The sequence below is a fragment of the Planktothrix pseudagardhii genome, from assembly GCF_904830925.1.
In the GTDB taxonomy this organism is placed as follows: Bacteria; Cyanobacteriota; Cyanobacteriia; order Cyanobacteriales; family Microcoleaceae; genus Planktothrix; species Planktothrix tepida.
In genome coordinates this window covers 1,303,139-1,328,252 of record NZ_LR882967.1, presented here as the reverse complement: position 1 = coordinate 1,328,252, position 25,114 = coordinate 1,303,139, and the positions used below count along the sequence as shown (strand labels likewise).

Here is a 25,114-nt window from a genome sequence, read left to right as displayed (position 1 = left end):
CATCTCCTGTAGAGACGTGCCATGGCACGTCTCTAACCGTAACGATCACCCTAATGTGCCTAAAAGTATGATCTTTATGAAACGTATGATTATTATGCTATCTTAAGGAGAGACTGGCAGCAAGCTCAATCCCCAGATCAACGTCAGGGCGATAACTATGAATACAAGCCAAACACAATCGCTGAAAAGCTTTGAGGTGATTGAGTACGTTCCGCTTAATCACCTCAAACCCCATCCCCGCAATGAGGCGATCTACGGTCGCAACGAGAATCTGACGGACTTGATGGAGGCGATCGCCCTCAAAGGTTATGTCCGTCCTTTACTGATCAAAACCGATGGGACGATTATTAGCGGTCATCGGCGTTGGCGAACCTTGCTGGCGTTGGGATGGGAAAAAGCTCCGGTTCAAGTCTGTCACTTTGAAAGCGAGGACGAGGAATTATTTATCTTGATTGCAGAAAACCGCCAGCGCCAACAGACAACGGTGCAGAAAATTCGAGAAGGCATGATTGTAGAACCCCTCGCCCGCAAACTCAGAAATTGTTACGCTTTTCAAACTACGCCACGCACTTCCGACTCAGAAATTACAGTTTCATCCCAAAACCCTCAACATTCTTCAATGGAAAATTTTCCATTGGCGAGGTTTAATCTGAATTTGAATGGAAAACAAATGCAACTGACTGAAAATATTGTGGCAGCGATTGTGGGGTTAGGTTGTGGTAGAACTTACCGAAAAGGGCGTGTAGCGATTCAAGCAGCAGATCTCCTCCACATGGATGAACCTAAACTGGCAGAGGTTTGGCTGGAGATGATGAATCAGCAAAGTATTGATGCGGGGTATCAGTTGGTGAAGATACCAGGGGAGAAACGGAAAATGATTCTTGATGCGATCGCCACCGGTGCAGCAAAAACCCCCAAACAAGCTAAAATTTTGCTCAAAGAACAGACAATTTTTAACCCCATTGATATGAAAGCAGAACCCGATTCACAATCCCCAACTTCCGCAGAAAATCAATCCCTAACCGACAAACCCGATGATATTAAAACAACTCAACAAGAATGCACTCCCGCCATTGGAACTTGGGTGATCATTAAAATTCCTTTAGTACCGAAAGAGAGAATTCCTCAACGGAAATGGAATGGATTTTGGGGTCGAATTACGGCCGTAGGAATGACCGTCAAGGTTGATATGGGAAGCGAGATTTTATCGCTGCTTTTATCCGATGTTGAAGTGATTGAAAATCCCCAACCAGATTTTTGCCAAGTTGCAGAGCGAATTCTCAGATTGCAACGCTTTGATACTGTGCATGAGTTTGGAAAAATAATCTTAAACCGAATGCAAAAACGGTTATCCTGGGATGCAGCCACTTTAACTTATCTTGATGCGGTCGAACAAATTGAATTAGCGCATCGAGCTATTGAACAAGCGTTTTAGATATAGTTGTGTTTTCCAGTTAAAAATTTACCTGATTAGGTAAGTTTGCAAACATCAGCAATTTTCGCTTAATATAGGTTTGTTTAAAGTTACTTAGAGATCTAAGCAAAAATTTTAAAATTTATGAAGATTATTTCATTGCGAGTAAAGAATAACTTTTTGGGTTGGGATTTTAATGAAATCAAGTTTTCATCAAATTTAATCCTTTTAGTAGGTATATCAGGTGCAGGCAAAACCCAAATTCTACGTGCCATTATCGATTTAAGACATATTGCAAATGGAAAAGCTATAAATGGGTTTGAATGGGAAATCATATTTTCTACCGTAGATGGGACTGAATTTGTTTGGGAAGGTAGCTTTGCTACTGTTGAAAAAAATCAACTAAATTTTGATTATGCTGAAAAAGAAAACCAAGATGATAAAGAAAAACCATCATTAATTTATGAGAAACTCAGTTCAAAAAATGAAGTTTTAAGTGAGCGAAACCAAGAAGAAATAAAGTTTAGAAATAGCCCCATGCCCAAACTTTCTTCCCATCAATCAATAATATATATTTTTAAAGAAGAACCTATTATTAAGAAAGCCTTTGATGCCTTAAATAAAATAGAATATCGTGACCACACAAGACACGGTGGTTTCCCCCTTAGAATTCAGGAAAAATCTTTGCATTCTCTTAAAAGCAAGTATAAAACTTTAGAGAGTATAGTAAATAGTGATGAAGATATTAGGACTAAACTGTATCTGACTTATGAAAATAAATTAGATATTTTTGATAAAATTAAATTGACATTTATTGAAATTTTTCCACAAGTGGAAAATATAAAGATTGAACCACTTGAAACAGATGATGTACTAAAAAAAATCTCTGACAATGTTCCTGTTATTTATATCAAACAAAAATCTGTCCACAAATGGATTAGAGAAGATAGGATGTCTTCTGGTATGTTACGCACAATTATTCATATTAGTGAAATTTTTCTTGCCAATGAAGGGTCGGTAATATTGATTGATGAATTTGAGAATAGTTTAGGGATAAATTGTATTGACATATTGACTGATGACCTTATTCACGAAAATAAAACCTTACAATTTATTGCCACAAGTCATCACCCTTACATTATTAATAATATTCCGTATGAATATTGGAAAATAGTGACCCGGCAGGGCGGACACATTAGCATTTGTAATGCTTCAGATTATCATCTGGGTAAATCTAAACAAGACGCATTTATTCAATTAACTAGAATTCTCGAACAACAGTCGTAATATGAACCTCTATTTTGTATTTGAAGGGAAGACAGAACCGATTGTTTATAAGAAGTGGTTATCTGTACTTCTTCCAGACTTGACAGAAGTAAATAGTTTTGATGCGGTAATCCAGAATAACTATTATTATGAAAGTGATATGGGCGTTCCTAGTTGCTACAGAGTTGCTGCTAATGCTATCCAAGAAATTAACGAATTTCCTCAATATGATTACTTGGTGCTATTCACAGATGCAGACCGTTTTACTGTTTCAGAAAAAAAAGCGGAAGCTTATGAGCAAATTAAATCAGAATTAAAAGATAAACCTTTTAAAACTCTACCCAAAAATTGCAAATTAGAAATTATTGTACAAAAAGTTTGTATGGAAACTTGGTTTTTAGGCAATAGGAATTTTTTTGTCAGACATCCACAACGTAATCAAATCTTGAAAGAGTATATCAAATATTTTGATGTTAGTCAAAATAACCCTGAAGATTTAGCAAGTGAATTTGTGCAAGATGAAGAGAACTCAAGGGATATTTTTGGCTATAAAACGAAAGCTTTGTTTCACGAAGGCTATCTGAGAGAGATTTTCAAGGAACGTAATCTGTCTTATAAGAAATATAGACCCAAGGAAGTACAAGAAGAATATTACCTTAAACAACTCAGAGCGAGAGTTGAGACCAATTCAGATCACTTACTTAGTTTTCAAGAATTTATAAATTTCTGTTTAAAAATCCATAGGCAACAAAATCAATAACCCATAGCAAAAAAAAACCTTGCTATGGCTTAATTTCAACAGGGGGAAGTTTTACATTTATTAAATTATTTAAAAACGGTAACTGGAAATACGCAAATTCTAAAGTTTTTGAGCTTCGTAACCCGGGTAATGATTTGCACCAGGTTCTTCGGATTCTCAAACATCTTAGCCAAATTGCTCTTAACTAATCCCCAACTCCAATGGAAAATTTTCCATTCGTGAAGGATCAATCGTCTCGTTTCCCAATCCCTCCAGTGGAAAAAACCCGTTTAGAACGTCCTGTCTGATGAGCGATCACATCTAAAGGATCTGAGCCGTAATTGCGGTTTACCTCCAATGTGTCTGGCGATTGCAGGGGAACATTTCCCCCCGGATCAGGTAACGGTAACATCCGTTCAGCCTCCTCAATACGCTCGTATAATGCGGCGGTAAGTCCCTCCAGATCAGTCAATTTAACCCGACTTTCCAAACGAGGTCTAACTTGTTCATCCCACAACGCCTCACTTTCATCTTTGCGCTTCAAATCCGCTTTAGGAATCGGGATAGTTAGTGCGTAAGGAATCGACCCTTCGCCACCGGAACTGTAACCGGGATTGGTAATCACACATCGTCCTTGGGGAAATCGCAAAATTTCATCAATGGAAAATAAAGGCATTTTTTGTAGAGATTCGTTCCAACTAATTGAGCGATTACTGGCAGATTGACCGCCAAAAGACCGACTGGTAGACTTACTTTTAATCAAAATTTCTTGATCACCATAACGCTCTGAATATTTTTTTGCCGTGTCCGTATTTCCCGGGTTAAATAGAATGTGGGTACTGCAAGCAGAGGCGATCGCTGCTCCCATTTTCTCCCCATACCCTTCATAAAGTTGTTCCAAACTTTGAATTCCTAACAGAAAACAAGCTCCATTAGAACGATATTCATTAATCCATTGTGGCATCCGTTCTAATCGAATTGATGGAAATTCATCCAATGAAATAACTAACGGATCTTTTCGGGGACGACTTAAATTAGAAACTACCAACAAGTGAATAGCCGCCGCCAACAAAGGCCCAACAACAGAGCGTCGCTCATCATCAAGTTTAAAAATAATCATTTGACGACCTTCAAGCCGAGTCGGAATATCCGATTTCCCCAAAAAAGCTCGCAGTAAATCAGCTTGAATAAAATTACTAAACGTTCCGGCGGCAGTTGTTAGAATTCCTGAGATGGTTTTTTCAGCATCTTTCGCACTCAAAAATTGATTAAAACTCGTAGCAACCCACTCATCAATTTGCCGAGATTGAATCGCATAATCAAGCCGTTTCACTAAATTCGGCAACCTCAAAATTGCATACAGCATTGCCATATCAGGATACTTTGACCCTTTCACTAATTGTAGTAAAGCTTTCGCTAATAAATCTCCCGCTTTTGAGAAAAACTCATCACTTTTTCCTTGATTAGAACTTGCATTTCGATTAATAACTTGCCCAATTTCTCCCGCCATTACAGAATCTTGAGGAGATTTCATAAAATCAAGGGGATTAATTACGCCTGAATAAGCTTCCCCAGGTGCAAACACCCAAACTTTATAACCGTAACGAGCAGCTAAAGGAGCATGAAGTTTAAGTTGATCTCCTTTTTTATCATAAAGAAGAATCGGAAATCCTTGCACCATTGCACTTTCAATTGCTCGATCAATCGTTGAAAATGTTTTACCAGATCCCGGCGCTCCAATCACTAAAATTGAGCGTTCTGCATGGGGTAACCAAACCGTCGGACTGGCGCCTAAAGCCGTTTGAAGAGTTGCTACAAAACCTCTTAATTTTAATCCCCGCCACCAATAACGAGGACTCCCACACCACAATGTTACTTTATTAGGTTTATTTTCTTTAATTTGTTGAAGTGCTAACCGAGTTGCACCCACTTTTTCCAGGGTTCCACATTGTTTTCCGGTGGTAATTTTACCCCGATTTCCTCCTATAAATCGAGAGGCTACCAGTAGAACAATAAACATCCCTAGGGTTAAATATCCTTCCGGGTTATTATACTCTTGAAACAAACCTTTAAAATCTAGTGAAAATAAAGGAATTGGTTGTTCTGTTTTTTGAGAAGTCTGAGCCAGAACCAAATTAAAATTATTCATATTACAACTCCAATAAATTATCCTTAATTTACTGAATTAAGACCAATTCACTATTCAAACCTAAGACAGATTAAATTGAACTTAGAATTACACCTCAAGAATGAATTAAAATAATTGCTTGATAACTGATAACTGATAACTGATAACTGTTAAGAGGCTACCGCCTTGTAAGGGCGGAAAATTTATCTCTGTTTTTAAATGGTTAAGACGAATGGTAAAGTTAGAGCTAAAAGCTCTATGAATCTAAAAACGGCTGAAGATCAAACTTCTTTACAGCCCGAAACCCTGAATTTTGAAGTTGATCCAGAACTTTTAGAATCCCGTTACAATTTTGTTAGACGACCCATTCTTCCCTATGGGATTGTTGTTAATGAACAAGTGGCAGGTATTTTGATTCCCGAAGATCAATTAGAAAAAGCGAATTGGTTAGTTTTCCCAACCGATGAGGAAATGACAACCATTAGTTTAACAGAAGACGTAACGGGTTTATTACTGTCTAAATGTCGCTTTTGTGTATTAGCATTTATTCCTGAATACATTCGTTATAAAAACGATATTCCTGATTTGGGAGGTAGTGTTGTTGGCTTATATGAAGAATACAAAAGTCAACTGAACAAAAAGACAATGGATGTTGTGAGTGAACACGCGCTCGTCTTTTTAGATGAAATGAACCGTCCTTTACACAATAATCCGATTGTTGTTAGGTTTAAGAACGTTGCACTGTGGAGTTTTAAGGCGGTTCGAGAAGAATTTTATCGCTTACTGGAGAAAGCATTTTCTGACTACTTGCAAATTCCATTTAGTAGCAAAAACGATAAATGGCGCAGTTTGGGTATTCTTGATGTACAATTTAAAGGAGTTAAGGAAGGTGAAGGCTCTAATAAAAGCTACTGCTGTAAAACTGTTAGCTATATTAAGCCAACCGTTAACAATTTTCCTTCCCTCTATTTAGGAAAAACTCAGCAGAAAAAGTCAATTTGGGGGCTGCATGATACCATTTTAGGGTTTACAGAAACACCTTCATTACCGGGAACATCTGAACCTCAAATTCAAGTTCTTCCTCCCTCTTTTGCTGAAGAAGAACTTGGGAAAAAAGCAATCGCTTCCTCTAAACCTCCTCGTAAAATTGTTGCATCTGTTGTTGAAGATGATGATGAGTTTGATGAAGATTTAGATTTGGATGAATTTGATCAATATCTTGATCAGGATGAATAAAGCTAACTCCAATTATCTTAGGCAAAATTCCCTTTTTCCATTAGGATGAGGGGATTTTTTTCTTTACTTTTGTTTAGCAGTAGATTCAATTACAGAAGTTTGTACAATTTGGTATTGATGATTATTAAAACACCATTTACTCTGTCGTATACTCTTTCCAATTGATTGCTGTATCTGTAAGCAAGGTAAATCCGAGGAGAGGGAAGGATCTCGCACGATTTTAAATAATGGAGTTTGGGGAGGTAAGTTAGGGTTAAGATAGGTTGCTAATACACGAACAGGGGTAGTATTTTTAGAAATTAGATAACCAACATATAAACACTTGACTTTTCCACATACTCCTTGATGATTGAAGTTAAAAACAATTAACTGACCTGCTTTTCCTTTAACGGTAAAAGCGTTTACACTGGATAAAACTTCTTGAGGATTGAGTTGAGAATTTTCAGTAATCACTCTTTTGACTAAATCAACTGGAACAATCTCAGTGGCTTTTAACCAAGATACTGATGTCGAGTTTGAACTACAACCGCTTGTTCCTAATAGCATTGATAAGAACAGAAACAACGCCACTCCAAACCGAAACCATCTTCCTACCCATAAAAAAGAACGAGGTGGTTTAGGTTCTATATTTTTAGGTCGATACACAAGCTTTAATGCTCGATATCGAGAATTAATCGAACGATTATAAACAATAATTTTGGGTTTTTGTCTGTTTTTTAGTAACATTTATTTAGCCTCCTTAACAGATTAATCACTGGCTATTCAAGCTTGTATTGCTGCTAATAACGGTTCCACCATTAACTCGATAACGTCCTAAGACATCAAGACCATAACTTTTTAAAGTCAACCGACCAAAAGCATCTGTGGCTTGACCATCAACCTGAGAAGAATCACCGCCAAAGTGTTTTTGAGCGACTCGTTCAATTAAACGTTCACCTTCAAATAATTGCCCTGTTGTTGGGTCAATTTCTGCAACGGTGGCGTTAAGTTTATCACTGAGACTTTGGACAAATACCGCCTCTTGATCCGCAGGGGGAAAATATTGAAATAGTTCTGTTTCTGTCGGTTGATATCCCTTAGCAAGTTGGGCTAAAAATGTTTCTCCTCCAGGTTTTGAGGCAATTACACCGCTTGCATATTCGTTGTAACTCATGAATTGATATTTGCCTAAAGCCATACCACAATTGCGATTGTTATCTGCACAAACATAAGGGCCAATAGCTAAGTCTAAATTGCTGCTTTCTAAACTAGCGATCGCTTCAGACAAAACTTCAATATCAACGCCTTGCACCTGTCCATAAGTTAACTTTGATTGAGTTGGACGAGAACGCGGAGAAAGCGAATTCTTTTGGGACATAACAGAAGATTCTGTTGAAACATCTGCTTGTGTTGGGATTGAGGGAAATCCAGGTGGCGAGGGTTCTAACACTCCAACAAACATGGGAGAATTGACTCGATAGGTGAAGAAGGGAACAGGCCCAATAAAATAGGGAGAGCAACCACAGGGGGAACAGAACCGAAAGAATAAAGCGGTTGATACGGTGTCGGTTTGTTCGTCGGGTTCCATCACAACAACTTTAAAAGCACTACCAAAAGGTAATCTACCTGTGGGTTCCTTACCTCCGTTGATTCCCTGAAGACAACCCCAACCGCCCTCAACTTCTTGGTATTTCCCACTCATCCATTGTTTCCCTTCCAAAGAACCCCGCGCACTGCGACCGATATTTTCTAAATCATCCAGTTCGATGTAAGCACATTGACTCCCCTGACAATTGACAGAAAACCCTTGAACATCAGAACCCGAAATGGTGTTGGTTCGTCGTCCTTCTGCGGGGCCATAAATAGTATCAATTCGCATGACTAAATCACCAAATTCAGTCACAGAATTGGGAAAATCAGACAGAGGTAAAGTGTTCAGTCCTGGTACATCTTGAATGGGAGTGGTTTGCCATCCTGACAACGCACCGAGTTGGGTACTTTCTAAGTTAGGAAGAGAAGACATTGAATAGGAAGACAAATCAATTTGTCCAAGTTTCAATTCTCCAAGTAGGGGGTTGCTACTGAGTACCTGAGTTAACGTTTGATTCCTCCAATTAAGATTAGCAGCTTGGGTAGTGAATAGGTCTGCTACTGGTGCAATTTCTTCAACTTTGAATTGAGCTAAAAGGGGAATTGCTTCAATGAGTTGGTTTAATGTTTGTTGACCGATTAGGGGGAAAGCACTTAAAGCAACCTGCTCTAAATTTAGTCCTGTTTGCTGTGCAATAAAACCCACTGACAAAAGTTCTGGTTTTAATGCTACGCTAATATCCCTCTTCTGTCACTCTCCGAAATCAACAAGTAATAAAAAGTAGAGTTATCCATTGGGAAAATAAGATTGAAATTGATTAATATTCTCAATTAATTTATGAAAACCCACTAATAAATGGCGGTCGGGAAAAATATCTAGCCACGGGACAATCAACCACAATATAATAGTAGGCTGAATTATTAAACGCAGATTATTTAAAACATTTTTCCATCCCTCTTTGTGATTCCATTGTTGATGAGTTGAGCAATCGGTGGTGTTTTTTTTGCTCTCAGATTCTCGGGGACTGCCTTGACTTAAAGACCGGAAAACTTCGGAGTTGAAACTAATCATTAAATACACACAGAAAATGATTTCCCACCATTTTTCTATATCGGGAAAATCCGTCAACCGATAATCAGTCCAACCCAGTTCTTGTTTACATTGTCGAAATCCATATTCCACCCATGTTCTTAACCCGTATAAATTACCTAATGTCTTTTTCATCTGGCTTCTCTTCTCTGTTAAATTTGTCATGACAAACGAAGTTGATGTTTCTGGCATCGTTTCTGGATCTGTGGTAATTTCCCAATAGGTTCTTGTACTTCTTTTCCCAAATATGATTTCTCTAATATATCTGGTTTCTGATTCTTGATTGCTAAAAATCCTCTCAAATTTACACCATTTGTTGGCTCTAACTTTCTGCTCGCTTGACATCCAGACTCCATGATTACTTCTTATTGCTAGTACCCAAGGAATTTGAAATTGATCTAATGTACTGATAAACGAACTACTTTCACCATAAAGGCTATCTGCTAATACCAATTCAATCTGAAATCCCCAATCAACCAATTCTGTTAGAATTTCTGATGCGATTTCAATCTTAGTTTTGTAGACATCTCCTTCTTTTAATGTTCCTTTGGGTTTAAATACTCTAAACACTAAAGGAAAGGTTATATTTTTATAAACACCGTAAGCATTAACTGATACTATTCCCCGATCTGTTTTGCCCACACTTCCCAAGTATTGTCTAGCTATATAGTCGGTTTTTTTTCCCTTTCTCCTATCTCCTGTCTCATCAATTATTACTATAATCTTCTCTCCTTTCAATGCTTTTAGAGTTCGGGCTAATCTTCTTTCCTTTAATTCCCTTGCTGACCAAGGCGAATTGGCTAAGAAATGATGCAGTGATTGTGGCGACCTAATTCCTACTATTTTAGCAATTTCCGGTAAAGATTTTCTCGGAATTGGTGAGATAATTCCTAGATGTAAGTATTTAAAACATTCGTAACTTCTCACTTCTGGGAATAGGTCTTTATAACCTTGACAATATTCATCAATCACTGAAACTGTTGGTTGTGCATCTCGGGCTAAATGTTTGAGCATCTGTAATTCTACATCCATTACCCTATCCCCCTTCTAGCTACCCATCTGGTTTATTTTCTAATTTTACTCCTCGGAGACTGACAGAAGAGGGATATATCAGAAAGTTAAAGAAACTCCACCTTATTCTTGGTTTCCGTCTTCCCCTCAACTGATTGAAATCATGCTGAAAGAAGCACAGATTACCCCAGGATTATATAGTTTAGAACCGATGGCGGGAGATGGGGTTTTAGCTGAAGCAATGGTTCAAGCGGGTGCAATTGTAGATGTGATTGAAATTGACCTTCTATTGCGTCAGATTCTTTTTCAAAAAGGATTTAATTTAGTGGGGAGTGATTTCTTAACATCTCAACCTCAACGCCAATACAACCGGATTTTAATGAATCCTCCCTTTTCTACTAATAAAGTTCGGGGAATTGATTTAGCGATGATTCAACGCGCTTATCACCTATTTTTAGCATCTTCTGGTCGGTTGGTTAGCGTTGTCAGTAATTCAATGAATATCAAAAACGATGAACGAGGGCAAACTTTCCGAGGATTTCTTAAACAAACGAAAGCCAACGTAATCAAACTCCCTTTAGAAATTTTTTGGGGTACTCTTCGTCCGGTTACAGTTGAGACTTACCTCATTGTAATTGATAAAGCTTCTGAATTCTAATTTTTTACCCTTTTCTTCTCCATCTCCTGCTTATGAACTATAACTTTATTACTAATTCTGATCAGCTTAAAAAGGCTTTATTTCCTTTAATGAACGCTCCTGTTCTGGCTATTGATACTGAAACAACCGGACTAGATCCCTTCATAGATCGGATTTGTCTGGTTCAAATTGCTGTCCCTCAACATCCTATTATAATTATTGATTTAACTGCTATAGGAACGAGGGGATGTCAACTGTTAAAAAAACTCCTCAATAGCCGTGCGCTGAAAATTTTCCAAAATGCTAAGTTTGATTGGCAAATGCTAGAAATGGCAAATCTCCGTCCGTCAGGGCCTTTTTTTGATGTAATGTTAGCCAGTCAAGTGTTACGTTCAGGACTTAAGAAAGACCATGATCTTCAATCTTTAGCTTGGGAATTTTTAAAGATTAAACTTGATAAAAGTTTACAGTTTAGTAATTTTGCGGGTAAACTTTCAACGGCTCAGTTAGAATATGCAGCATTAGATGCGGCTGTCTTACTGAAACTGAAAACTCGACTGCATTCTAAACTTGAAAAAGCAGGATTATTAGAAACGGCTCAAATTGAGTTTGATGCGTTGCCCGCCGTTGCCCAAATGGAACTGAATGGAATGCGACTTGATGCAATAGCATGGCAGCAAGTAGGTGCTGAGTTAAAAGCTCAAGAACAGAGGGTATTAACTCAATTAATCAATGCAGGTTTAAAGCCACCCCCTAGTCCCCAATTGTCTCTATTCCCCGAATTAACAGAAACGCTTAATCCTCGTTCTACTTCCCAAGTTTTACAAGCTCTTCGTGCGCTTAATATTCCGGTTCAATCAACTCGTAAAAATGAATTAATTCCTAAAGCTCGTGAATATCCAATTCTACAATTTCTCCTCCACTATCGAAAGTTAGCGTCTTTATGTTCTAACTTTGTCGAAGCTTTGCCTAAACATATTCACCCCAAAACCGGGAGAATTCACCCCAGTTATCGGCAGTGCGGAGCGCGTTCAGGTCGCTTTAGTTGTCAACAACCGAATCTACAAAATATTCCCAGAAATTGTACCGCTCAAGGAATGCGAACCTGCTTTATTTCAGCACCAGGCTATCAAATTATTAAAGCAGATTATAGCCAAATTGAACTCAGAATTGTTGCTGAAATATCGAGTGATCGCCGGATGTTAAATGCTTATTCTAAAGGGGAGGATTTACACGCTTTAACGGCATCTTTAATTACAGGGAAATTGTTAGAACAGATTACACCTGAAGATCGGCAAATTGCTAAATCTGTGAATTTTGGCTTAATTTATGGCATGGGGGCAGCTAAATTGCAAGCTTATGCTGAGGAAAAATATGATGTTTTGTTGACGTTGGAGGAAGCTAAACTGTTTAGAAAAAGGTTTTTTACGGCTTATCAAGGGGTTAAGAATTGGCATGAGCAAGTCAGGAAAACGGTGTATGCTCAAGGACAAAGAGAGATTCGCACCATTGGTGGACGTCGAAGACGATGGGCATCTAAACCCCGTCTGTGTGAGTTGCTCAATCATCCGGTTCAAGGAACTTCAGCCGATTTATTGAAAGTGGCGATCGCTCGTTTGTTTGAAGTTTTACCGGATACAGAAGCTAAGTTAATTGGTGTAGTCCATGATGAAATTCTCTTAGAATGTCCCCAACAAACTCTTAAAAAAACAACTCGCCTTCTTAAAACCGTAATGATTGAGGCAGGACAACAATATTTGCATCAAGTTCCGATTGAAGTGGACGTGAAAACTGCCTTGAGTTGGGGTTAAGAATAGTACAGAGCGGAACATGGTGGAAAATTTTCCACTATGTTTCCCACCCAGAAAATTTGCCAAATGCTATTGGTAATCAACACATTCGTCACCGATTCATATCTATAGACTCTAAAGTTAAGATTCCTAGCTGATAATCTACACTTAACCGCATCAACTTCAACCACTTAACACCGATAAGAATTTCAGGTAAATCTTTTCCCACATGAACGGGAACAATAAATTCTCTGCTATCTATAATTACCTGACCTTCATAAATATCAAACCGACCCACACCTTGAGCCGTTTTCATCCGAATATCCGATTGCAATTTTTGCCATCCTAATGCAATAATATCCTGCTGGTCAATCGCCAAGTAACCTGCCGTAAAACCCGTATCTAACATCACGTCAACTGATATAACTTCTCCATTTTTGGTCATTAACTCAATCTCAAAAATTAACTCATCATTCTCTCCAAATTGTCCCTCAATCATATTTTTCCGCAGGTTCCGGTTTCGTTAATTCCGTAGAGCATCAGTTGGCTTTTAGGACAGTAAATCTTCACTCTCCAGACTAAACGCTCCCAATTTGAATCTAGCAAATAATAACCACTTTCAGGCTCAATAGCAACACACCAATTATAATGGGTTTCAAGTAAACGATTCCGAATCTTTTCAAAGTATTTATAGCATCGTTGATCTAAGTCTTCTTTTTCAGCTTCCCGTTTGTTGATTTCTTCAGGTGTCAGGGAATCGAAATCAAAAATTCGAGACCTAGAACGAGCAGTACGTTTGGCAACTAGAGGAGCCATATCGGTAACGAGTAAGATGTTGGGACAGTTCTATTATAATTGTCATTTGTAGCCAATCAAGGAGAATAACTCCCCATTACTCCGTTAAGTATTGATTGTAATTCTGGCTGATAACTCCTAGCTCCTGATTTCATCTTATGGCTCCAATTCTTCCTAAATTTGCAATCAAACCGGGTTATCGACCTCAATCTTCTGATACAACACCCGAAGCCGATTTATTAGGATTCTGGCTTTTAAAACAACGAACGCCCGAACAGCGACTGTTGATGGGAAGCTCGATGAATCAAAATGCTCGTCGCTTTGCTATTAACTGCTTCCGCCAACGCTTTTTTGAGCTAAAAGAACCAGAATTTGCTCGAAAACTCGCCCAAGCTTGGTTAGCAGAAGATTGTCCACAACATTATATTCCCACCGGAGATGAAATGACTTGGGTTCAAGATTCCATTAGTCTGGCTGAAATTCTCCACCCAATTTTTGAATCCCTATATATTCCTTATTATATTACAGGCGGTGTTGCTGCAATTGCTTACGGGGAAGTCCGCACAACACGGGATTTAGATATTGTCATCTCAATTATTCCTCAACATTTAAGTACATTAATTTTAGAATTAGAACAAGCGGGCTTTTATGTTTCCGGTGTAGATGATGGGGTTTCTGGTCGAATGCAAACCTTGCCAATTACTCATATGGAAACCATTTCCCGGGCTGATTTAATCATAGCCTCTGATTCAGAATTTGAGCGTCTGAAGTTGGAACGACGACAACAATATCAAATTCCCACAGGTGCAACAGTTTTTCTCGCCTCACCTGAAGATCTAATCCTTAATAAGTTGCAGTGGCGAAATTTCAATCAGTCCCAAAAGCAATGGCGAGATGTATTGGGGATATTAAAAGTGCAAGGAGACTCTTTAGATAAAGTTTACCTCAATAACCAGGCTGAATCTTTGGGGTTAGTTGAGGATTTAAACCGAGCTTTAATTGAAGCCGGACTTGAATAAATAAGCACAAAACTTCAGTATTAAATTCTGAATTAGGATAATTTTAAGTTAAGGGATAACTGTCCTGGGGAAATATTTCCTCGGCTTCGACGATGACAAGCTAAATGGCAACTACTACACAACGGAACCAAATTTTCTAAACGATTATCAGCCGGGTTATGATTCCAGTGATGGACTTGCAGTGTATAAGCTCGGCGTCGAGATTTCATAGCATCTGATAACGGTTCTCCCGGCTTGATACAGAATAAACCACATTTTTGACATTGCCAATTCGCTGCTTCTTTAACTGCCAATGCCAGTTCCTTCCAATTTTTCGGATAACGATTTGAAGCCATGAACAGATTGGGTGATTTTCCTTATTTGCTCTTTCTCTATTATTAAATTATCATAACTAGCTTAGAAGAATCGATTGTTTTAACCATTTTTCTATTAATTTATGGGAAAGCGTTTCCACTCTCTGAAAAATATCTGCTAGCATTGGGGGTAAGAGAAGATGCGATGCCTTGGCAGGCGGCTAACGCCATCGCCACAATCTTACCCTTTTTTGATACCAATATCTTCCCGCATTGATGCAGAACTTAAACCATCAAAAATTAATCCGTTTTGAATTAGCAAATCTAACATGATTCTTGGTTCTTTTGATTGTTAGCTGTAATTAATCTTGGTGCAATAAAAGTTAAACTATAACTGTTCGATTCTTGATCGTAATTCCATAATATCGGGATATTGCGTAATGTCAAAATTATTAGTTCCCCAACGAAAAAAATCGGTTAGAGAAATATAGTGATGTTTTTGTTGCTGCAATTGCTTCTGCATTTCCATTTGCTTTTGAATATCTTTTCCATGAAACCATATTAAATACTGTTTCTGTGTCCAGAATTTCTCTTGTTCAAACTGATTTTGATACATGGCAAGGCTCTCTTCAAATTTTTCTGTTGTCGCTGTTTCAACAGCTTGTCTAAATTGGTTAATTAACCCTAAAGCTTCACTTTGACAATCTTGTAAATCCAATGAAGCGGGTAGTATACCACTATTGCCTGTCCATGTCGTTTTGAGTTGTTGTCGTGCTGCACTCATGTTAACCAAGTCACCCAATGCCCAGCGTACAGCTTGGTAAGCTTGCAGGTTCTTGGCACTACTTTCAATCCATTCTGAAATGAGATCAATTCCTGGTGAATCTCGATGTCCCCACTTAGAAAGTTTAGGATTTTCCTGCTTCTCCTTGTACTTTTCTACCCAATAGGTGTGAATTAAATTAGGATCTAAAAGATAGTTTTCTACACAAGCGCGATAAGTTAAATTAATAGATCTATTACCGAGTTGGAGTAATTGACAGTTAGGAGTTGGTTGAACATCAAAATCGCGATCGCGAAAAACAATGTATTTCTGATTTACTGCTTGATTTCTAGAGAAATAGCCTTCAGCAAAACTTGAAAAAGAAAATTTACTACCCGCAGGAATAATCGTGCATTTTTCACCCGGGATACCATCAACGACTTTGTTAAGTAACTGATAGTCTAAGCTGGTCGCCTTCCCTTCACAAAAAATTATTTTTCCGCCGCTAACAACACTCACAATTACACCTCAATGCGGACAATGGATGCTTCAGGTACTAACTGCTCTACATAATCGGAGTGGGTGGTAATAATAAATTGATTATTTTTCCCTAATTTAGGTAAAGCTCTTAACAATGCTTGCTGCATTGGTGGATGTAAATGTAACTCAATTTCATCAATCAAAATAACCGAATTATGAATATTCCAATTGGCAAAGTCCATTAAGATGGGAAAGGTAGCACGCTCACCCCCAGACATCTCAGAAATTTCATACTGATTTTTACCATCGTAGAGATAAAACCAAGGTTCGCTGAGAATATCATCGATACCCTCTCGTGGAATTGAACCTTCAAAGCTACGTTCTGGAAAAACGGCTTTATAAGCTCGTTCAATTTCAGCATATAAGTCTTTCTGCCCAGGACGCAATTGCAGATTTTTATCTTTCACATCTTGATGAAATATTCGCCACTTTGATAGGCGATCGCGTAAAATATCATCTGTGATTTCAATTTTTCCATCCAGGTTTTCAGTAGTTAGGCTAGTTGAAGTTCTTTGCTCTGTGTACCAAAAAACTGTGCCAACTCGTTCAAACACCTGAAAGCCTTCTGAACGAAGTAATTGCTTTGCATATTCTCGCCCTTTGAATTGAAACAATTCAGCCGCCGTGTTTGCTTGAACTCGCTCACCTTGCCATCTTAGAAATATAACATTTTCGTTAGCAGGAGAAACTGGTAAATTCCGCCCTATCTTTTGTAATTCATGGTGAAACTCGCCCACGGCTTCGATTTCTGGGCTAGGAAATTGTACTTTTAGAGTTACTTCTGGTTCAAACCTTCCCCAATTATGCCCAAGTAATTCATAGTTAAATCCTGGCCATTCTAAATCGGGAAGTTTCTGTAATCGCCCAGTGGCTACTCCCAGAGTAGCAGCAATTGCTTGTAAAAGACTTGTTTTTCCAGCACCATTCATCCCTATTATAACTATAATATCTCGTGCTAATCCAGTTTCTGGATCGGTGAAATCGAATGACCGCTCCCGAAATTTTTTGAAATATTTTAACTGGACAGATTGAACTTTCATGTCGGAAGTTTATTGAAAAGGATAGACACTATTTGTATAGAGTTACTTGATGATTATTTTAATCGAATTGGAAAACTGCTGATTCCAGTAGGTCTCAAATTCTTGCACCTTATGAAACACCAGATTCGGTTTGATTCATTTCGTTCAGTGAAGCGATCGCTTAAAATGGCGAGTATACTTTAAACTGTCAACGAACTATCCCGCTTGCCCGCTCTACCCGATACCCACTCCACTGTCACAACCCTAGACCCCAAAACCCTCAAACCCCATCCTCGCTACCTGAAAATCTATGGTCGGATGAACATCGAGGAATTGGTCGAACAAATTCAATTGTCCAATTGGATTAACCCCATTCTCATCACCCCAAAACAGATAATTGTTAGTGGTCATCGACGCTGGCAAGCTGCCCTACAATTAAAGTGGAACACCATTCCCGTTGAAATTCGAGCCTTTCCCAACCGACTGTCAGAACTCGAAGCCCTCCTGAGTGAAAATCTCGCCCGACCCAAAACCCGGGAACAAAAAGTTCGAGAAGCCAACTCTTGGAAAGAAATCGAATCGGCTCGCGCCAAACAACGCCAGGAAGCCGGAATCAAGATTGATGAACCCGACAACCTTATGGATATATTTTCAGAAGGTCGCAAGGGTACCACCCGTGATTTAGTTGCTGCTAAGGTCGGTTTGGGTTCCGGTGTCACCTATACCAAAGCTGCCAAAGTTGTCGCTCAAATTGATACAGAAACAAAAGCCGGAAACCAAGAATGGGCAGAAGTTTGGCGTTCAATTCTCAACACTGTCAGTATTCAAGCGGCTTATTCCTTACTAAAACTGCCTCGAAAACAACAAAAACAAATCTTAGATTTAATTGCCACCGGTGCGGCTCGGACTCCCAAAGAAGCTGCCCTACTGCTCGCCGAAGAAGCCAGTCTCGATGACCCCCGCTTGTTTGTATCGGGGGACTTTGCCATTGTCAACATCGACCCCAACTTAACCTTTGCTCCCTCCGACCAGCGCTGGAATGGGTATTGGGGAAGGGTAGAAGGCACAGGAACTTCTGGGTTGATTTTGATGAACTTGGGCAGTGAAATGCTGCAATTTTATAGCCGAGATTTAGTAGAAATTGATGAGCCTAGTGATGAATTATTACAGGTCGCTTCAAAGGTATTACAACTCCGAAGTTTGGACTTAGATGAACTGGAAATCGCGTTGCTGGATGTGTTGCAACAGCGTGTAGAATTTACGCCTCGACAACTGCTGTATCTGGAATATTTGGAAAAAGTTTTAACGTTACCTCGGCTTTCTGGCTCTTAATTTCTCAAAGAGTGTGAAAACAGCCTTAAGCAACAGAGGAAAGCTGTGTTGCTTGCTTAGGAATAATTAGGGAGAGTTAGGTTAAGATAATACGGCTTATCTTAAGCCGAGTTTTTCATCTACGAAGAGTACGTCAAGAGTGCGGAGTGCGAAGTGGATAGGGGCGAGATGTTATATGCTGCTTTTCTTAAATAACCCTACTCAAACGTTCAATTAAATCAATCACTAAATCTTTCCGTTCCCCACTAGAAGCTGGCAAAAAAGTTAACACCGCTTCCTGTAGCTCCCCCGGTAAACACAAAACGCTCTGGTACAGAAGCCAAAACTGTCGCTACCCTTTCTAAATTCCTAATTTGAGGATGAGTCATACAGCCGTTTTTTTAACTCCTGTGCAGCCAATTCTTGCTCTCGCACCTTACCCACCCGCAAACTATCCACCAAACACAATAACTCATAAAATAAAGGATCATCCCCTACAATCTCTGGTACAGAGCGATATAAAGGCGTAATTTCCTGACCCTTTACCTTCCCCTTAGCAAAGGGCCATACATAGAGATTTTGATCATCCGTCATCAACAGCCCCTTCAACGGTTCCGCAGAATGAGCCGTGGGTACACCCCGTACCAATGCCCCAGGATAGGCTGGAAAAACGTATTTTAAACCATGTATAAGATATTCCTCCACAGCCGATTTTAAGACTTTCCTTCTTTTGCTGTTATACAAATGGCACTGTTCACAACGTTGTAAAGCCTCATACACGACAGAAGCACTGGTCTTTAAACTTTTTGCCAAGTCATCATAAGTCCACATCGAATTTAAACAGTGAACTTTGAGCAAGATGACGATATCTTGAGGTTTTTGAGCCGATTTCATTCGAGAGCTAGTCAGCAATATTCTTTATTCATGAATTACGAATAAAACTATTATAACTTAAATGATTTGACTTGAAATTGACGTTTGAATGGCGGATGAAAACCAATTATAATATCTGAAGTGGGTAAACTTATTTCGACATGATCTCATTCAGGATTAATCGTTGTGAGTCTGCAAATAGGCACTTAGATCTTCCAAAGAGTTAAAATTGAGGACAGCTATACTTAAGTCTTCAAGTTGTTCAATCGATAGTGCCTCCACCTGGGCTTGTATTTCTGGCGGTAGCCCATTTACGAGCAAAGAAAAATCTTGTAATTTATGGTAGAGTTGATTGAGAATAATAGCCAGAGCCGCTTCTTTACGAACAGTAAGCCTCGTTTGAGTAATCAACGCTTTGATATCGCCATTGAAAGAAATCTCTTGGGCAGTAATACTCGCCTCTTCAACAATCCTATTGCCCAGACGAATATTATGGCAAGCATCCCACTCCGTTTCTGCCATCAACTCGGTTTCATAGTGGACAACAATCCAATAACGTTTCAAGTCACTCATACAACTTCACCATTTCAAGGGTTGATATTCTAAACTCTTTAAAAGTAAGGGTAGAACATCAGTACAAAAAATAGATGTGGCAATGACATCAAACCTGTTCAATGAATTTATCGACGCCGGCCCAGAAGCCAAACTAGAATTGATTGAATCCCAGCTAATCGTCGGTAATACCCTAGTTGGTAGCCGTCTGCTACTCAAACAACTTCTCACCGGATGGGGAGCGAGTGCCGCCATCGCCCTAGCCCCCATACAACAATGGTTAGAAGCTCTCCGTCTTACCTATAACGCGCCCATTCCACCTGGATTAGACAGTACAGAAACCATCGCCACCACCTTACAAACCTGGGCGGCTAGTTTCCCCTACCAACCTCAAGACCTGCTACCCGGTTCCAGAGCAGAAGAAAACTATCACAATCCCATCCGCAGTTATATCAGCCACTCCTTCTGGGAAATCGCAGAAAAACTAGGAGGACAATCGTTCAGTCGCGATTTTGTCATGCGTCTAGGCAACAATGGCTTCACCCCAGACATCCTCTTATTTTTAGGGCCGCCGCGCAACACACTCAGAGAATACTACCTTGAAGGGCCAGCCGAAATGGTACTCGAAGTGCTGCGACCCGGACATGAATACGCAGACCGCATCATCAAACGAGACTATTACGCCGCAGGTGGAGTACCAGAATACGTCATTCTCAATCCAGTCCGAAAAGAAATCGAATTTTGGCGCTTAATCGACGGAAAATATGAGCGAATGGCTCCTGACCCATCAGGATGCTACCGACCGCAGAGCGTACCGGGGTTAGTTTTTCTCCCCGATAATCTGTGGAGAGAAGATGAAGACTGGTATCGCTGGCCCCAAGACCCCCCAATTGTTGATATTGAAGGCACACAGCCAGAAGGTCGAAGACTGCGAACGGTAGAGAATGGTTTAGATTGGGGATGTTTACCATTTAATCTGCAATTGCAGTTAGAGCCAGTACCGATTTCCTTTGAACAGTATATTTCTTGGTGTCCAGAAGCCAAGTTTGAGTTTTGGGATGGGAAACCCCAAATTGGCGGTAAAGAAGGCATCCGCAACTTAATTGGAATGTTACTGATGACATGCGGTTTAGCAGATGCTTTAAAGGTCTTGTCGCCCGTTGAGTGGGTAACCGCGTTATTAGAAACAGAAACTTTGAGACAGCAAGATGCCCAACGGAAAGCAGTTTGGTGGGATTTGGCTCGTCAAGCAGCTACCTTATTACGTTCTAAATATGGGGTAACTCGCTTGGGAGTCATTGGAGATTTGGTCAAACCTGAACCCTTAACTTTTTGGTCAGAGATTACGCTAGTTGTTTGGGATTTACCAGAGAGGAAAGGTTACGAGATTTACCAGGATTTGTCTAATTTGAGCAAGGAACCTGAGATTAACTTAATTGAGGCAGAGAGCGAGTATGCTACGCTGGCTCAACAGCAGGCAATTTCTCAATTTTTGGTTGAGATTTAGTTCCCATCGATTTCTTCTTGAAGTGTTTGACCAGAAAATTGGGATAAAATCAAACCTAAATCCTATTTTTGTATTCCTCAACTCTATCTAAATCGCACTCCGCACCCCGCACTCAGAACTCCGCACTCTATAATCCCTATGAACACCCTCCCGTCTCATTCTGCTGTTGAAATTGTTCCAGTTTCTGTTGCTGGGACATTAGCTGAACGTAATGTGATGGAGGATTTGTTAGCTACAAAGCGTTCGGAGAATACTCGGAAAGCTTATAATCGGGATTTGAAGGATTTCTTTTGGACTATTGCTCATCAAGAACCAACCGCTCAGTTGGTGATTGAGTTTTTACAGTTATCTAAAGAACAAGCTTTAAGTTTGGTATTAGGTTATAAGCTGTTAAGCATCTAAATAGGGTATAATGAAAAACCAAGTTTAGAAAAATCAATCAAAAGATGCCTGCTAAAAATCATTTAAATGAAAAGCAAGTAGAGAAACTACAGAAAAGATTGAAAGAGGAAGAAAATGGACAAATCCGAGAAAGAATCTTGATTTTATTATTGCTAAATGATGGTAAAAAGCAAAGTGAAATTGCCAAGTTTTTGGGCTGCTCATTAAACAAAGTATGTTATTGGTGTGTACATGGAGACCCTGACAAATTAGAAAGCCTAAAAGATGAAAGAATGAAAGGAAATTATAGAAAAGCCACAGACAAATATATAGAGATATTATTAGAAACAGTAGAAAAAGAACCGGAAGAATTAGGATATGAATTTGGGAGATGGACAGGAGAAAGATTGGCAACTTATTTAGAACAAATCACAGGAATCAAATTAAGTAGTTCACAAGTGAGAAAGATATTAAAGGAAAAAAAGTATGTTTATTTGTGGGCAAAGTATAGCTTAGAAGAGAAAAGAGATCCAGAAAAAAGAAAATTATTTAAAGATAAAATAGAAGAATATTTGAAAATAGCAAAAGAAAGTCCAGAACAATTACAGGTATGGTTTTGGGATGAAAGTGGATTTAATTTAAGAGTGATAAAAAGAAAGAATTGGTGTAAAAAAGGGAAGAGGAAACAGATTAGAGGAGACAGGAGGAAAGGAAGAGTTAATGTGATGGGAGGATTGAGGTACTCGGATAAAAAAAGATTTGTAGAATTTCTGGATAAAGGAAATGCAGATAATTTTTATCAAGTGTTAAAAAGTTTTTATCAAGAGCTAATTTATGAATGGGTATTAGCGGGAAATCAAGCAGAAGAATTTGTAGAAAAAGGAGCTAAGATCCTGATTATTCTTGACAATGCAAGTTTTCACAAAAAAGAAGAGTACCTAGAAAAAATTAAAGCAGAAATGCCGAATGTCTATTTAGAATTTCTTCCAGCATATAGTCCAGATTATAATTTAATTGAATTAGTCTGGCATTCAGCTAAAGAATATATAGCTCATCGACTCTTTAAATCAGTTGATGAGCTAGAGTGTTTATTACATCAGCTTTTAAATGAAGGACAGTTATCTATTAAATGGGGACGTAAACTTAAAAACAAAGGTAATGCTATAATCACAGTTTAAATACACAACAGCTTAAACCATTAAGGCTCTAGTTCCTTGGAGGTTTAAAGTGTTGAGTTGAGTTGCGATCGCTCTTGATTTTTTATCTAATTGTTGATAAGTTAATGGGGGTAATTCTGTTTCTCCATTTTTTAGGAAAATATAAGCGGTATCGTGGGGTTGATGTTGCGATCGGTATTGAAGCAGTTCAACTAATGTTAAAAATTCAGCCATTATTTTAGCCTAATTTAGTAGGATGAGGTTCGCGCATCATTAAGTTCGTAGTTGGGTTTTAGCCCTTAATAGTAGCGCCAGTGATCGCCCTAAAGCGATACATTTGAATCAGCATTTTAACATAAATTGCATTGTTCTCAATAGAGGCACAAGTGATCGCGCTAAAGCGACTACGAACAGGACTTTTTAACTGTCCAGAGGGAAAGATATATTTCACTGGGGATTAAAAGTTTGGGTTTGTAAACTTGATCTAATTTTAAAGTATTTTGTTTAAGAAGTTCGGTTTGTAACTGTTGGGAAGGATTGAATAGGAATAAGGGTTGGCAAGTATTCGAGAAATTAAACGTTTCAGCATTATAGATTTTGGTATTGGGTTTAAGAAGATAACTTAAGGAGAGAATATCAATCATTTGCGATTTCTCAGTAATGATAATGGGAGACTCAATTTGATTGATGATCTGAGCAATGGGAATATTACTGAGGTTACGGGTTTTTTGATATTTTGGGGAAGTATTCATAAGGTAAATACAGGAAAAAATCCCGATTAATAGAACCCCTATCAAAATAATTTTCCCAATTTTCCGATAGGTCGGGTTTGCTAATTTATTAAAATTTAGCTGATAGCTGAAACAGTAAGCAACGGCTAAGTTAATCCCTAAATGATAGGGGATAATATATCTCGCTGCGGTTGAACGTTGTCCCCCCATGATTAAATCACTTAGAATTAAAATAATATGGGGAATAATCATTAAACTTAGAACATATAACCAAGTTTTTTGAGGGGTTTGACGACAAAGGCAAACCAGGGACGTTAAAACTAAGATGAGTAAATTAAAATCAAGAATAATTCGAGGAATAACGGAAGTATCTAAGCTTACGGGAGATTCAATAAAGAGAATAAATGTATTATAAATCCATAGAGGAATCATGAATAAAAAATCGAGGGAGACTCGCATCCAAATTGTGTTATCTTGTAGATTATCCCAATTTTTTAACATCACCCATAACCAGGGAGTAAAGCTTAAAAAGCCTAACGTGGATGCAATCGCATAGCGTCTAAAAAGTTGATTAATCTTGAATTTCTCTAAAGCTAAAATATAAACGGTTTGGGCAACCCACAGAAAAATTGATAATAAAGAGGTATATAATCCTAATGTTAAGGTTAAAGCATAGAGTCCCCAAGTTTGCAGAGTATTGAATCGAATCGCTTTTAATAAGGTTAAACTGGAGAGAAGAATAGTCACTACCCATAAACTATAGGGACGTGCTTCTTGGGCGTAGGCGACATAAAAGGGGGAAACCGACCATAAAGCAACGGCAATTTTCCCGACTATGGGAAGTTGAAATAACGCTAAACATAGCCCATATAAGCAAGGGAAAGCCAATAAACTCAGAACAATTGATAAGCTACGAATAGCCATCATTGAACTCCCAAAAATCTGAACCCAAAATTTAACTAAAATAAAATACAGTGGGGCGTGTTCGGGACTTTGGGTTAAGGCGTGCATTGTGTCTTGAAATGTTCTTTCTCCGGGTTTCTGATACTGTTGTAAATCAGTAATGGTAATCACAGGTTTTTTAGAGATTTCTTGAACAAATTCCGGTTGAGTATAGCCATAAATTCGCAATGTGGTTGCTACTTCATCCACCCAATACACTTTTTGATCTAAATTAACACAGCGAAAAATTAACCCTAAAATTAAAATAATAATGAGCCATTTTGATTGAAGTTGAGAGATTATTGATTTTAGCTGCATTGGAGAGATGATAATAAGTTGATAGGTAATCTG

Annotated in this window: 25 protein-coding genes; 11 read left to right on the top strand and 14 right to left on the bottom strand. The window is 38.7% G+C overall.

Translation table 11 applies throughout. The features are described from left to right. Positions 1-157 precede the first annotated feature (157 nt). The 3 genes from NMK36_RS05705 (at position 158) to NMK36_RS05695 (ending at position 3,440) form a co-directional block, all read left to right on the top strand. Entirely contained in the window at positions 158-1,435 is a 1,278-nt protein-coding gene (locus NMK36_RS05705) for a ParB/RepB/Spo0J family partition protein (RefSeq protein WP_254173248.1), read from the top strand. Between the two features lie 123 nt (positions 1,436-1,558). Beyond that, entirely contained in the window at positions 1,559-2,701 is a 1,143-nt protein-coding gene (locus NMK36_RS05700) for an AAA family ATPase (RefSeq protein WP_254173247.1), read from the top strand. 1 nt (position 2,702) lies between these two features. Further along, positions 2,703-3,440: a hypothetical protein gene (locus NMK36_RS05695; protein WP_254173246.1), complete on the top strand. Its 738-nt coding sequence runs from the start codon at positions 2,703-2,705 to the stop codon at positions 3,438-3,440. 226 nt (positions 3,441-3,666) lie between these two features. On the opposite strand, the gene NMK36_RS05690 is transcribed toward NMK36_RS05695, so the two are convergent. Beyond that, entirely contained in the window at positions 3,667-5,568 is a 1,902-nt protein-coding gene (locus tag NMK36_RS05690; protein ID WP_254173245.1) for a type IV secretory system conjugative DNA transfer family protein, read from the bottom strand. 237 nt (positions 5,569-5,805) lie between these two features. Here NMK36_RS05690 and NMK36_RS05685 point away from each other — a divergent pair, with 237 nt between their 5' ends. Further along, on the top strand, positions 5,806-6,783 hold the full coding sequence (locus NMK36_RS05685; RefSeq protein WP_254173244.1) for a DUF5895 domain-containing protein: 978 nt from the start codon (positions 5,806-5,808) through the stop codon (positions 6,781-6,783). 63 nt (positions 6,784-6,846) lie between these two features. Here NMK36_RS05685 and NMK36_RS05680 read toward each other — a convergent pair whose 3' ends face one another. The 3 genes from NMK36_RS05680 to NMK36_RS05670 form a co-directional block, all read right to left on the bottom strand. Beyond that, entirely contained in the window at positions 6,847-7,509 is a 663-nt protein-coding gene (locus NMK36_RS05680) for a hypothetical protein (RefSeq protein WP_254173243.1), read from the bottom strand. 25 nt (positions 7,510-7,534) lie between these two features. After that, positions 7,535-9,058 carry a M23 family peptidase gene (locus NMK36_RS05675; protein WP_254173242.1) on the bottom strand — a complete coding sequence of 508 codons (1,524 nt, stop codon included), beginning with the start codon at positions 9,056-9,058 and terminating at the stop codon, positions 7,535-7,537. A gap of 81 nt (positions 9,059-9,139) precedes the next feature. Next, a complete protein-coding gene (locus NMK36_RS05670) occupies positions 9,140-10,474 on the bottom strand; it encodes an IS701 family transposase (protein ID WP_254173241.1) in 1,335 nt (444 codons plus the stop codon). 142 nt (positions 10,475-10,616) lie between these two features. Between NMK36_RS05670 and NMK36_RS05665 the strand changes: the two genes are divergently transcribed. Beyond that, the gene (locus NMK36_RS05665) at positions 10,617-11,111 is read left to right on the top strand and encodes a methyltransferase (protein WP_254173240.1); all 495 of its coding nucleotides are present in this window, start codon (positions 10,617-10,619) and stop codon (positions 11,109-11,111) included. Positions 11,112-11,143: 32 nt separating this feature from the next. After that, a complete protein-coding gene (locus NMK36_RS05660) occupies positions 11,144-12,901 on the top strand; it encodes a bifunctional 3'-5' exonuclease/DNA polymerase (protein WP_254173239.1) in 1,758 nt (585 codons plus the stop codon). Positions 12,902-12,992: 91 nt separating this feature from the next. On the opposite strand, the gene NMK36_RS05655 is transcribed toward NMK36_RS05660, so the two are convergent. Together NMK36_RS05655 and NMK36_RS05650 are read right to left on the bottom strand one after the other, a co-directional pair. Further along, positions 12,993-13,379 carry an aspartyl protease gene (locus tag NMK36_RS05655; protein WP_254173238.1) on the bottom strand — a complete coding sequence of 129 codons (387 nt, stop codon included), beginning with the start codon at positions 13,377-13,379 and terminating at the stop codon, positions 12,993-12,995. After that, on the bottom strand, positions 13,376-13,696 hold the full coding sequence (locus NMK36_RS05650; RefSeq protein ID WP_254173237.1) for a hypothetical protein: 321 nt from the start codon (positions 13,694-13,696) through the stop codon (positions 13,376-13,378). The genes NMK36_RS05655 and NMK36_RS05650 overlap by 4 nt, the downstream gene beginning before the upstream one ends. Before the next feature lie 137 nt (positions 13,697-13,833). Between NMK36_RS05650 and NMK36_RS05645 the strand changes: the two genes are divergently transcribed. Continuing rightward, positions 13,834-14,694: a hypothetical protein gene (locus NMK36_RS05645; RefSeq protein ID WP_254173236.1), complete on the top strand. Its 861-nt coding sequence runs from the start codon at positions 13,834-13,836 to the stop codon at positions 14,692-14,694. A gap of 32 nt (positions 14,695-14,726) precedes the next feature. Here NMK36_RS05645 and NMK36_RS05640 read toward each other — a convergent pair whose 3' ends face one another. The 3 genes from NMK36_RS05640 to NMK36_RS05630 all read right to left on the bottom strand — a co-directional run bounded on the left by NMK36_RS05640 (position 14,727) and on the right by NMK36_RS05630 (position 17,330). Then, on the bottom strand, positions 14,727-15,029 hold the full coding sequence (locus NMK36_RS05640; RefSeq protein ID WP_254173235.1) for an HNH endonuclease: 303 nt from the start codon (positions 15,027-15,029) through the stop codon (positions 14,727-14,729). A gap of 346 nt (positions 15,030-15,375) precedes the next feature. Beyond that, complete coding sequence (locus tag NMK36_RS05635) at positions 15,376-16,269, bottom strand: DUF4435 domain-containing protein (protein WP_254173234.1); 894 nt, start codon at positions 16,267-16,269, stop codon at positions 15,376-15,378. A 2-nt stretch (positions 16,270-16,271) separates the two neighbouring features. Further along, positions 16,272-17,330: an AAA family ATPase gene (locus NMK36_RS05630; protein ID WP_254173233.1), complete on the bottom strand. Its 1,059-nt coding sequence runs from the start codon at positions 17,328-17,330 to the stop codon at positions 16,272-16,274. Positions 17,331-17,534: 204 nt separating this feature from the next. Between NMK36_RS05630 and NMK36_RS05625 the strand changes: the two genes are divergently transcribed. After that, positions 17,535-18,641, top strand: a complete 1,107-nt coding sequence (locus NMK36_RS05625; protein ID WP_254173232.1) for a ParB N-terminal domain-containing protein — start codon at positions 17,535-17,537, stop codon at positions 18,639-18,641. A 245-nt stretch (positions 18,642-18,886) separates the two neighbouring features. On the opposite strand, the gene NMK36_RS28750 is transcribed toward NMK36_RS05625, so the two are convergent. The 3 genes from NMK36_RS28750 to NMK36_RS05615 all read right to left on the bottom strand — a co-directional run bounded on the left by NMK36_RS28750 (position 18,887) and on the right by NMK36_RS05615 (position 20,066). Continuing rightward, positions 18,887-19,009, bottom strand: a complete 123-nt coding sequence (locus NMK36_RS28750; RefSeq protein ID WP_302184655.1) for a hypothetical protein — start codon at positions 19,007-19,009, stop codon at positions 18,887-18,889. After that, positions 18,990-19,532: a hypothetical protein gene (locus NMK36_RS05620; protein ID WP_254173231.1), complete on the bottom strand. Its 543-nt coding sequence runs from the start codon at positions 19,530-19,532 to the stop codon at positions 18,990-18,992. The genes NMK36_RS28750 and NMK36_RS05620 overlap by 20 nt, the downstream gene beginning before the upstream one ends. A 138-nt stretch (positions 19,533-19,670) precedes the next feature. Next, positions 19,671-20,066, bottom strand: a complete 396-nt coding sequence (locus tag NMK36_RS05615) for a DUF4351 domain-containing protein (RefSeq protein ID WP_254173230.1) — start codon at positions 20,064-20,066, stop codon at positions 19,671-19,673. A gap of 82 nt (positions 20,067-20,148) precedes the next feature. On the opposite strand from NMK36_RS05615, the gene NMK36_RS05610 reads away from it, so the two are divergent. From NMK36_RS05610 to NMK36_RS05600, 3 genes are all read left to right on the top strand, one after another. After that, positions 20,149-21,552: a Uma2 family endonuclease gene (locus NMK36_RS05610; protein WP_254173229.1), complete on the top strand. Its 1,404-nt coding sequence runs from the start codon at positions 20,149-20,151 to the stop codon at positions 21,550-21,552. A 138-nt stretch (positions 21,553-21,690) separates the two neighbouring features. Continuing rightward, entirely contained in the window at positions 21,691-21,954 is a 264-nt protein-coding gene (locus tag NMK36_RS05605) for a hypothetical protein (RefSeq protein ID WP_254173228.1), read from the top strand. Positions 21,955-21,998: 44 nt separating this feature from the next. Then, positions 21,999-23,111, top strand: coding sequence for an IS630 family transposase (locus NMK36_RS05600; protein ID WP_254172743.1), 1,113 nt, complete (start codon positions 21,999-22,001; stop codon positions 23,109-23,111). Between the two features lie 12 nt (positions 23,112-23,123). Here NMK36_RS05600 and NMK36_RS05595 read toward each other — a convergent pair whose 3' ends face one another. Then, positions 23,124-23,324, bottom strand: coding sequence for a hypothetical protein (locus NMK36_RS05595; protein WP_254173227.1), 201 nt, complete (start codon positions 23,322-23,324; stop codon positions 23,124-23,126). Positions 23,325-23,494: 170 nt separating this feature from the next. Continuing rightward, entirely contained in the window at positions 23,495-25,081 is a 1,587-nt protein-coding gene (locus NMK36_RS05590) for a glycosyltransferase family 39 protein (protein ID WP_254173226.1), read from the bottom strand. Positions 25,082-25,114: the final 33 nt, after the last annotated feature.

What these genes read in the sequence shown, in the direction of transcription:
- NMK36_RS05705 (WP_254173248.1), top strand. Translation starts at nt 158, where the DNA reads ATGAATACAAGCCAAACACAATCGCTGAAAAGCTTTGAGGTGATTGAG.
- NMK36_RS05700 (WP_254173247.1), top strand. Translation starts at nt 1,559, where the DNA reads ATGAAGATTATTTCATTGCGAGTAAAGAATAACTTTTTGGGTTGGGAT.
- NMK36_RS05695 (WP_254173246.1), top strand. Translation starts at nt 2,703, where the DNA reads ATGAACCTCTATTTTGTATTTGAAGGGAAGACAGAACCGATTGTTTAT.
- NMK36_RS05690 (WP_254173245.1), bottom strand. Translation starts at nt 5,568, where the DNA reads ATGAATAATTTTAATTTGGTTCTGGCTCAGACTTCTCAAAAAACAGAA.
- NMK36_RS05685 (WP_254173244.1), top strand. Translation starts at nt 5,806, where the DNA reads ATGAATCTAAAAACGGCTGAAGATCAAACTTCTTTACAGCCCGAAACC.
- NMK36_RS05680 (WP_254173243.1), bottom strand. Translation starts at nt 7,509, where the DNA reads ATGTTACTAAAAAACAGACAAAAACCCAAAATTATTGTTTATAATCGT.
- NMK36_RS05670 (WP_254173241.1), bottom strand. Translation starts at nt 10,474, where the DNA reads ATGGATGTAGAATTACAGATGCTCAAACATTTAGCCCGAGATGCACAA.
- NMK36_RS05665 (WP_254173240.1), top strand. Translation starts at nt 10,617, where the DNA reads ATGCTGAAAGAAGCACAGATTACCCCAGGATTATATAGTTTAGAACCG.
- NMK36_RS05660 (WP_254173239.1), top strand. Translation starts at nt 11,144, where the DNA reads ATGAACTATAACTTTATTACTAATTCTGATCAGCTTAAAAAGGCTTTA.
- NMK36_RS05655 (WP_254173238.1), bottom strand. Translation starts at nt 13,379, where the DNA reads ATGATTGAGGGACAATTTGGAGAGAATGATGAGTTAATTTTTGAGATT.
- NMK36_RS05650 (WP_254173237.1), bottom strand. Translation starts at nt 13,696, where the DNA reads ATGGCTCCTCTAGTTGCCAAACGTACTGCTCGTTCTAGGTCTCGAATT.
- NMK36_RS05645 (WP_254173236.1), top strand. Translation starts at nt 13,834, where the DNA reads ATGGCTCCAATTCTTCCTAAATTTGCAATCAAACCGGGTTATCGACCT.
- NMK36_RS05640 (WP_254173235.1), bottom strand. Translation starts at nt 15,029, where the DNA reads ATGGCTTCAAATCGTTATCCGAAAAATTGGAAGGAACTGGCATTGGCA.
- NMK36_RS05630 (WP_254173233.1), bottom strand. Translation starts at nt 17,330, where the DNA reads ATGAAAGTTCAATCTGTCCAGTTAAAATATTTCAAAAAATTTCGGGAG.
- NMK36_RS28750 (WP_302184655.1), bottom strand. Translation starts at nt 19,009, where the DNA reads ATGACTCATCCTCAAATTAGGAATTTAGAAAGGGTAGCGACAGTTTTG.
- NMK36_RS05615 (WP_254173230.1), bottom strand. Translation starts at nt 20,066, where the DNA reads ATGAGTGACTTGAAACGTTATTGGATTGTTGTCCACTATGAAACCGAG.
- NMK36_RS05610 (WP_254173229.1), top strand. Translation starts at nt 20,149, where the DNA reads ATGACATCAAACCTGTTCAATGAATTTATCGACGCCGGCCCAGAAGCC.
- NMK36_RS05605 (WP_254173228.1), top strand. Translation starts at nt 21,691, where the DNA reads ATGAACACCCTCCCGTCTCATTCTGCTGTTGAAATTGTTCCAGTTTCT.
- NMK36_RS05600 (WP_254172743.1), top strand. Translation starts at nt 21,999, where the DNA reads ATGCCTGCTAAAAATCATTTAAATGAAAAGCAAGTAGAGAAACTACAG.
- NMK36_RS05595 (WP_254173227.1), bottom strand. Translation starts at nt 23,324, where the DNA reads ATGGCTGAATTTTTAACATTAGTTGAACTGCTTCAATACCGATCGCAA.
- NMK36_RS05590 (WP_254173226.1), bottom strand. Translation starts at nt 25,081, where the DNA reads ATGCAGCTAAAATCAATAATCTCTCAACTTCAATCAAAATGGCTCATT.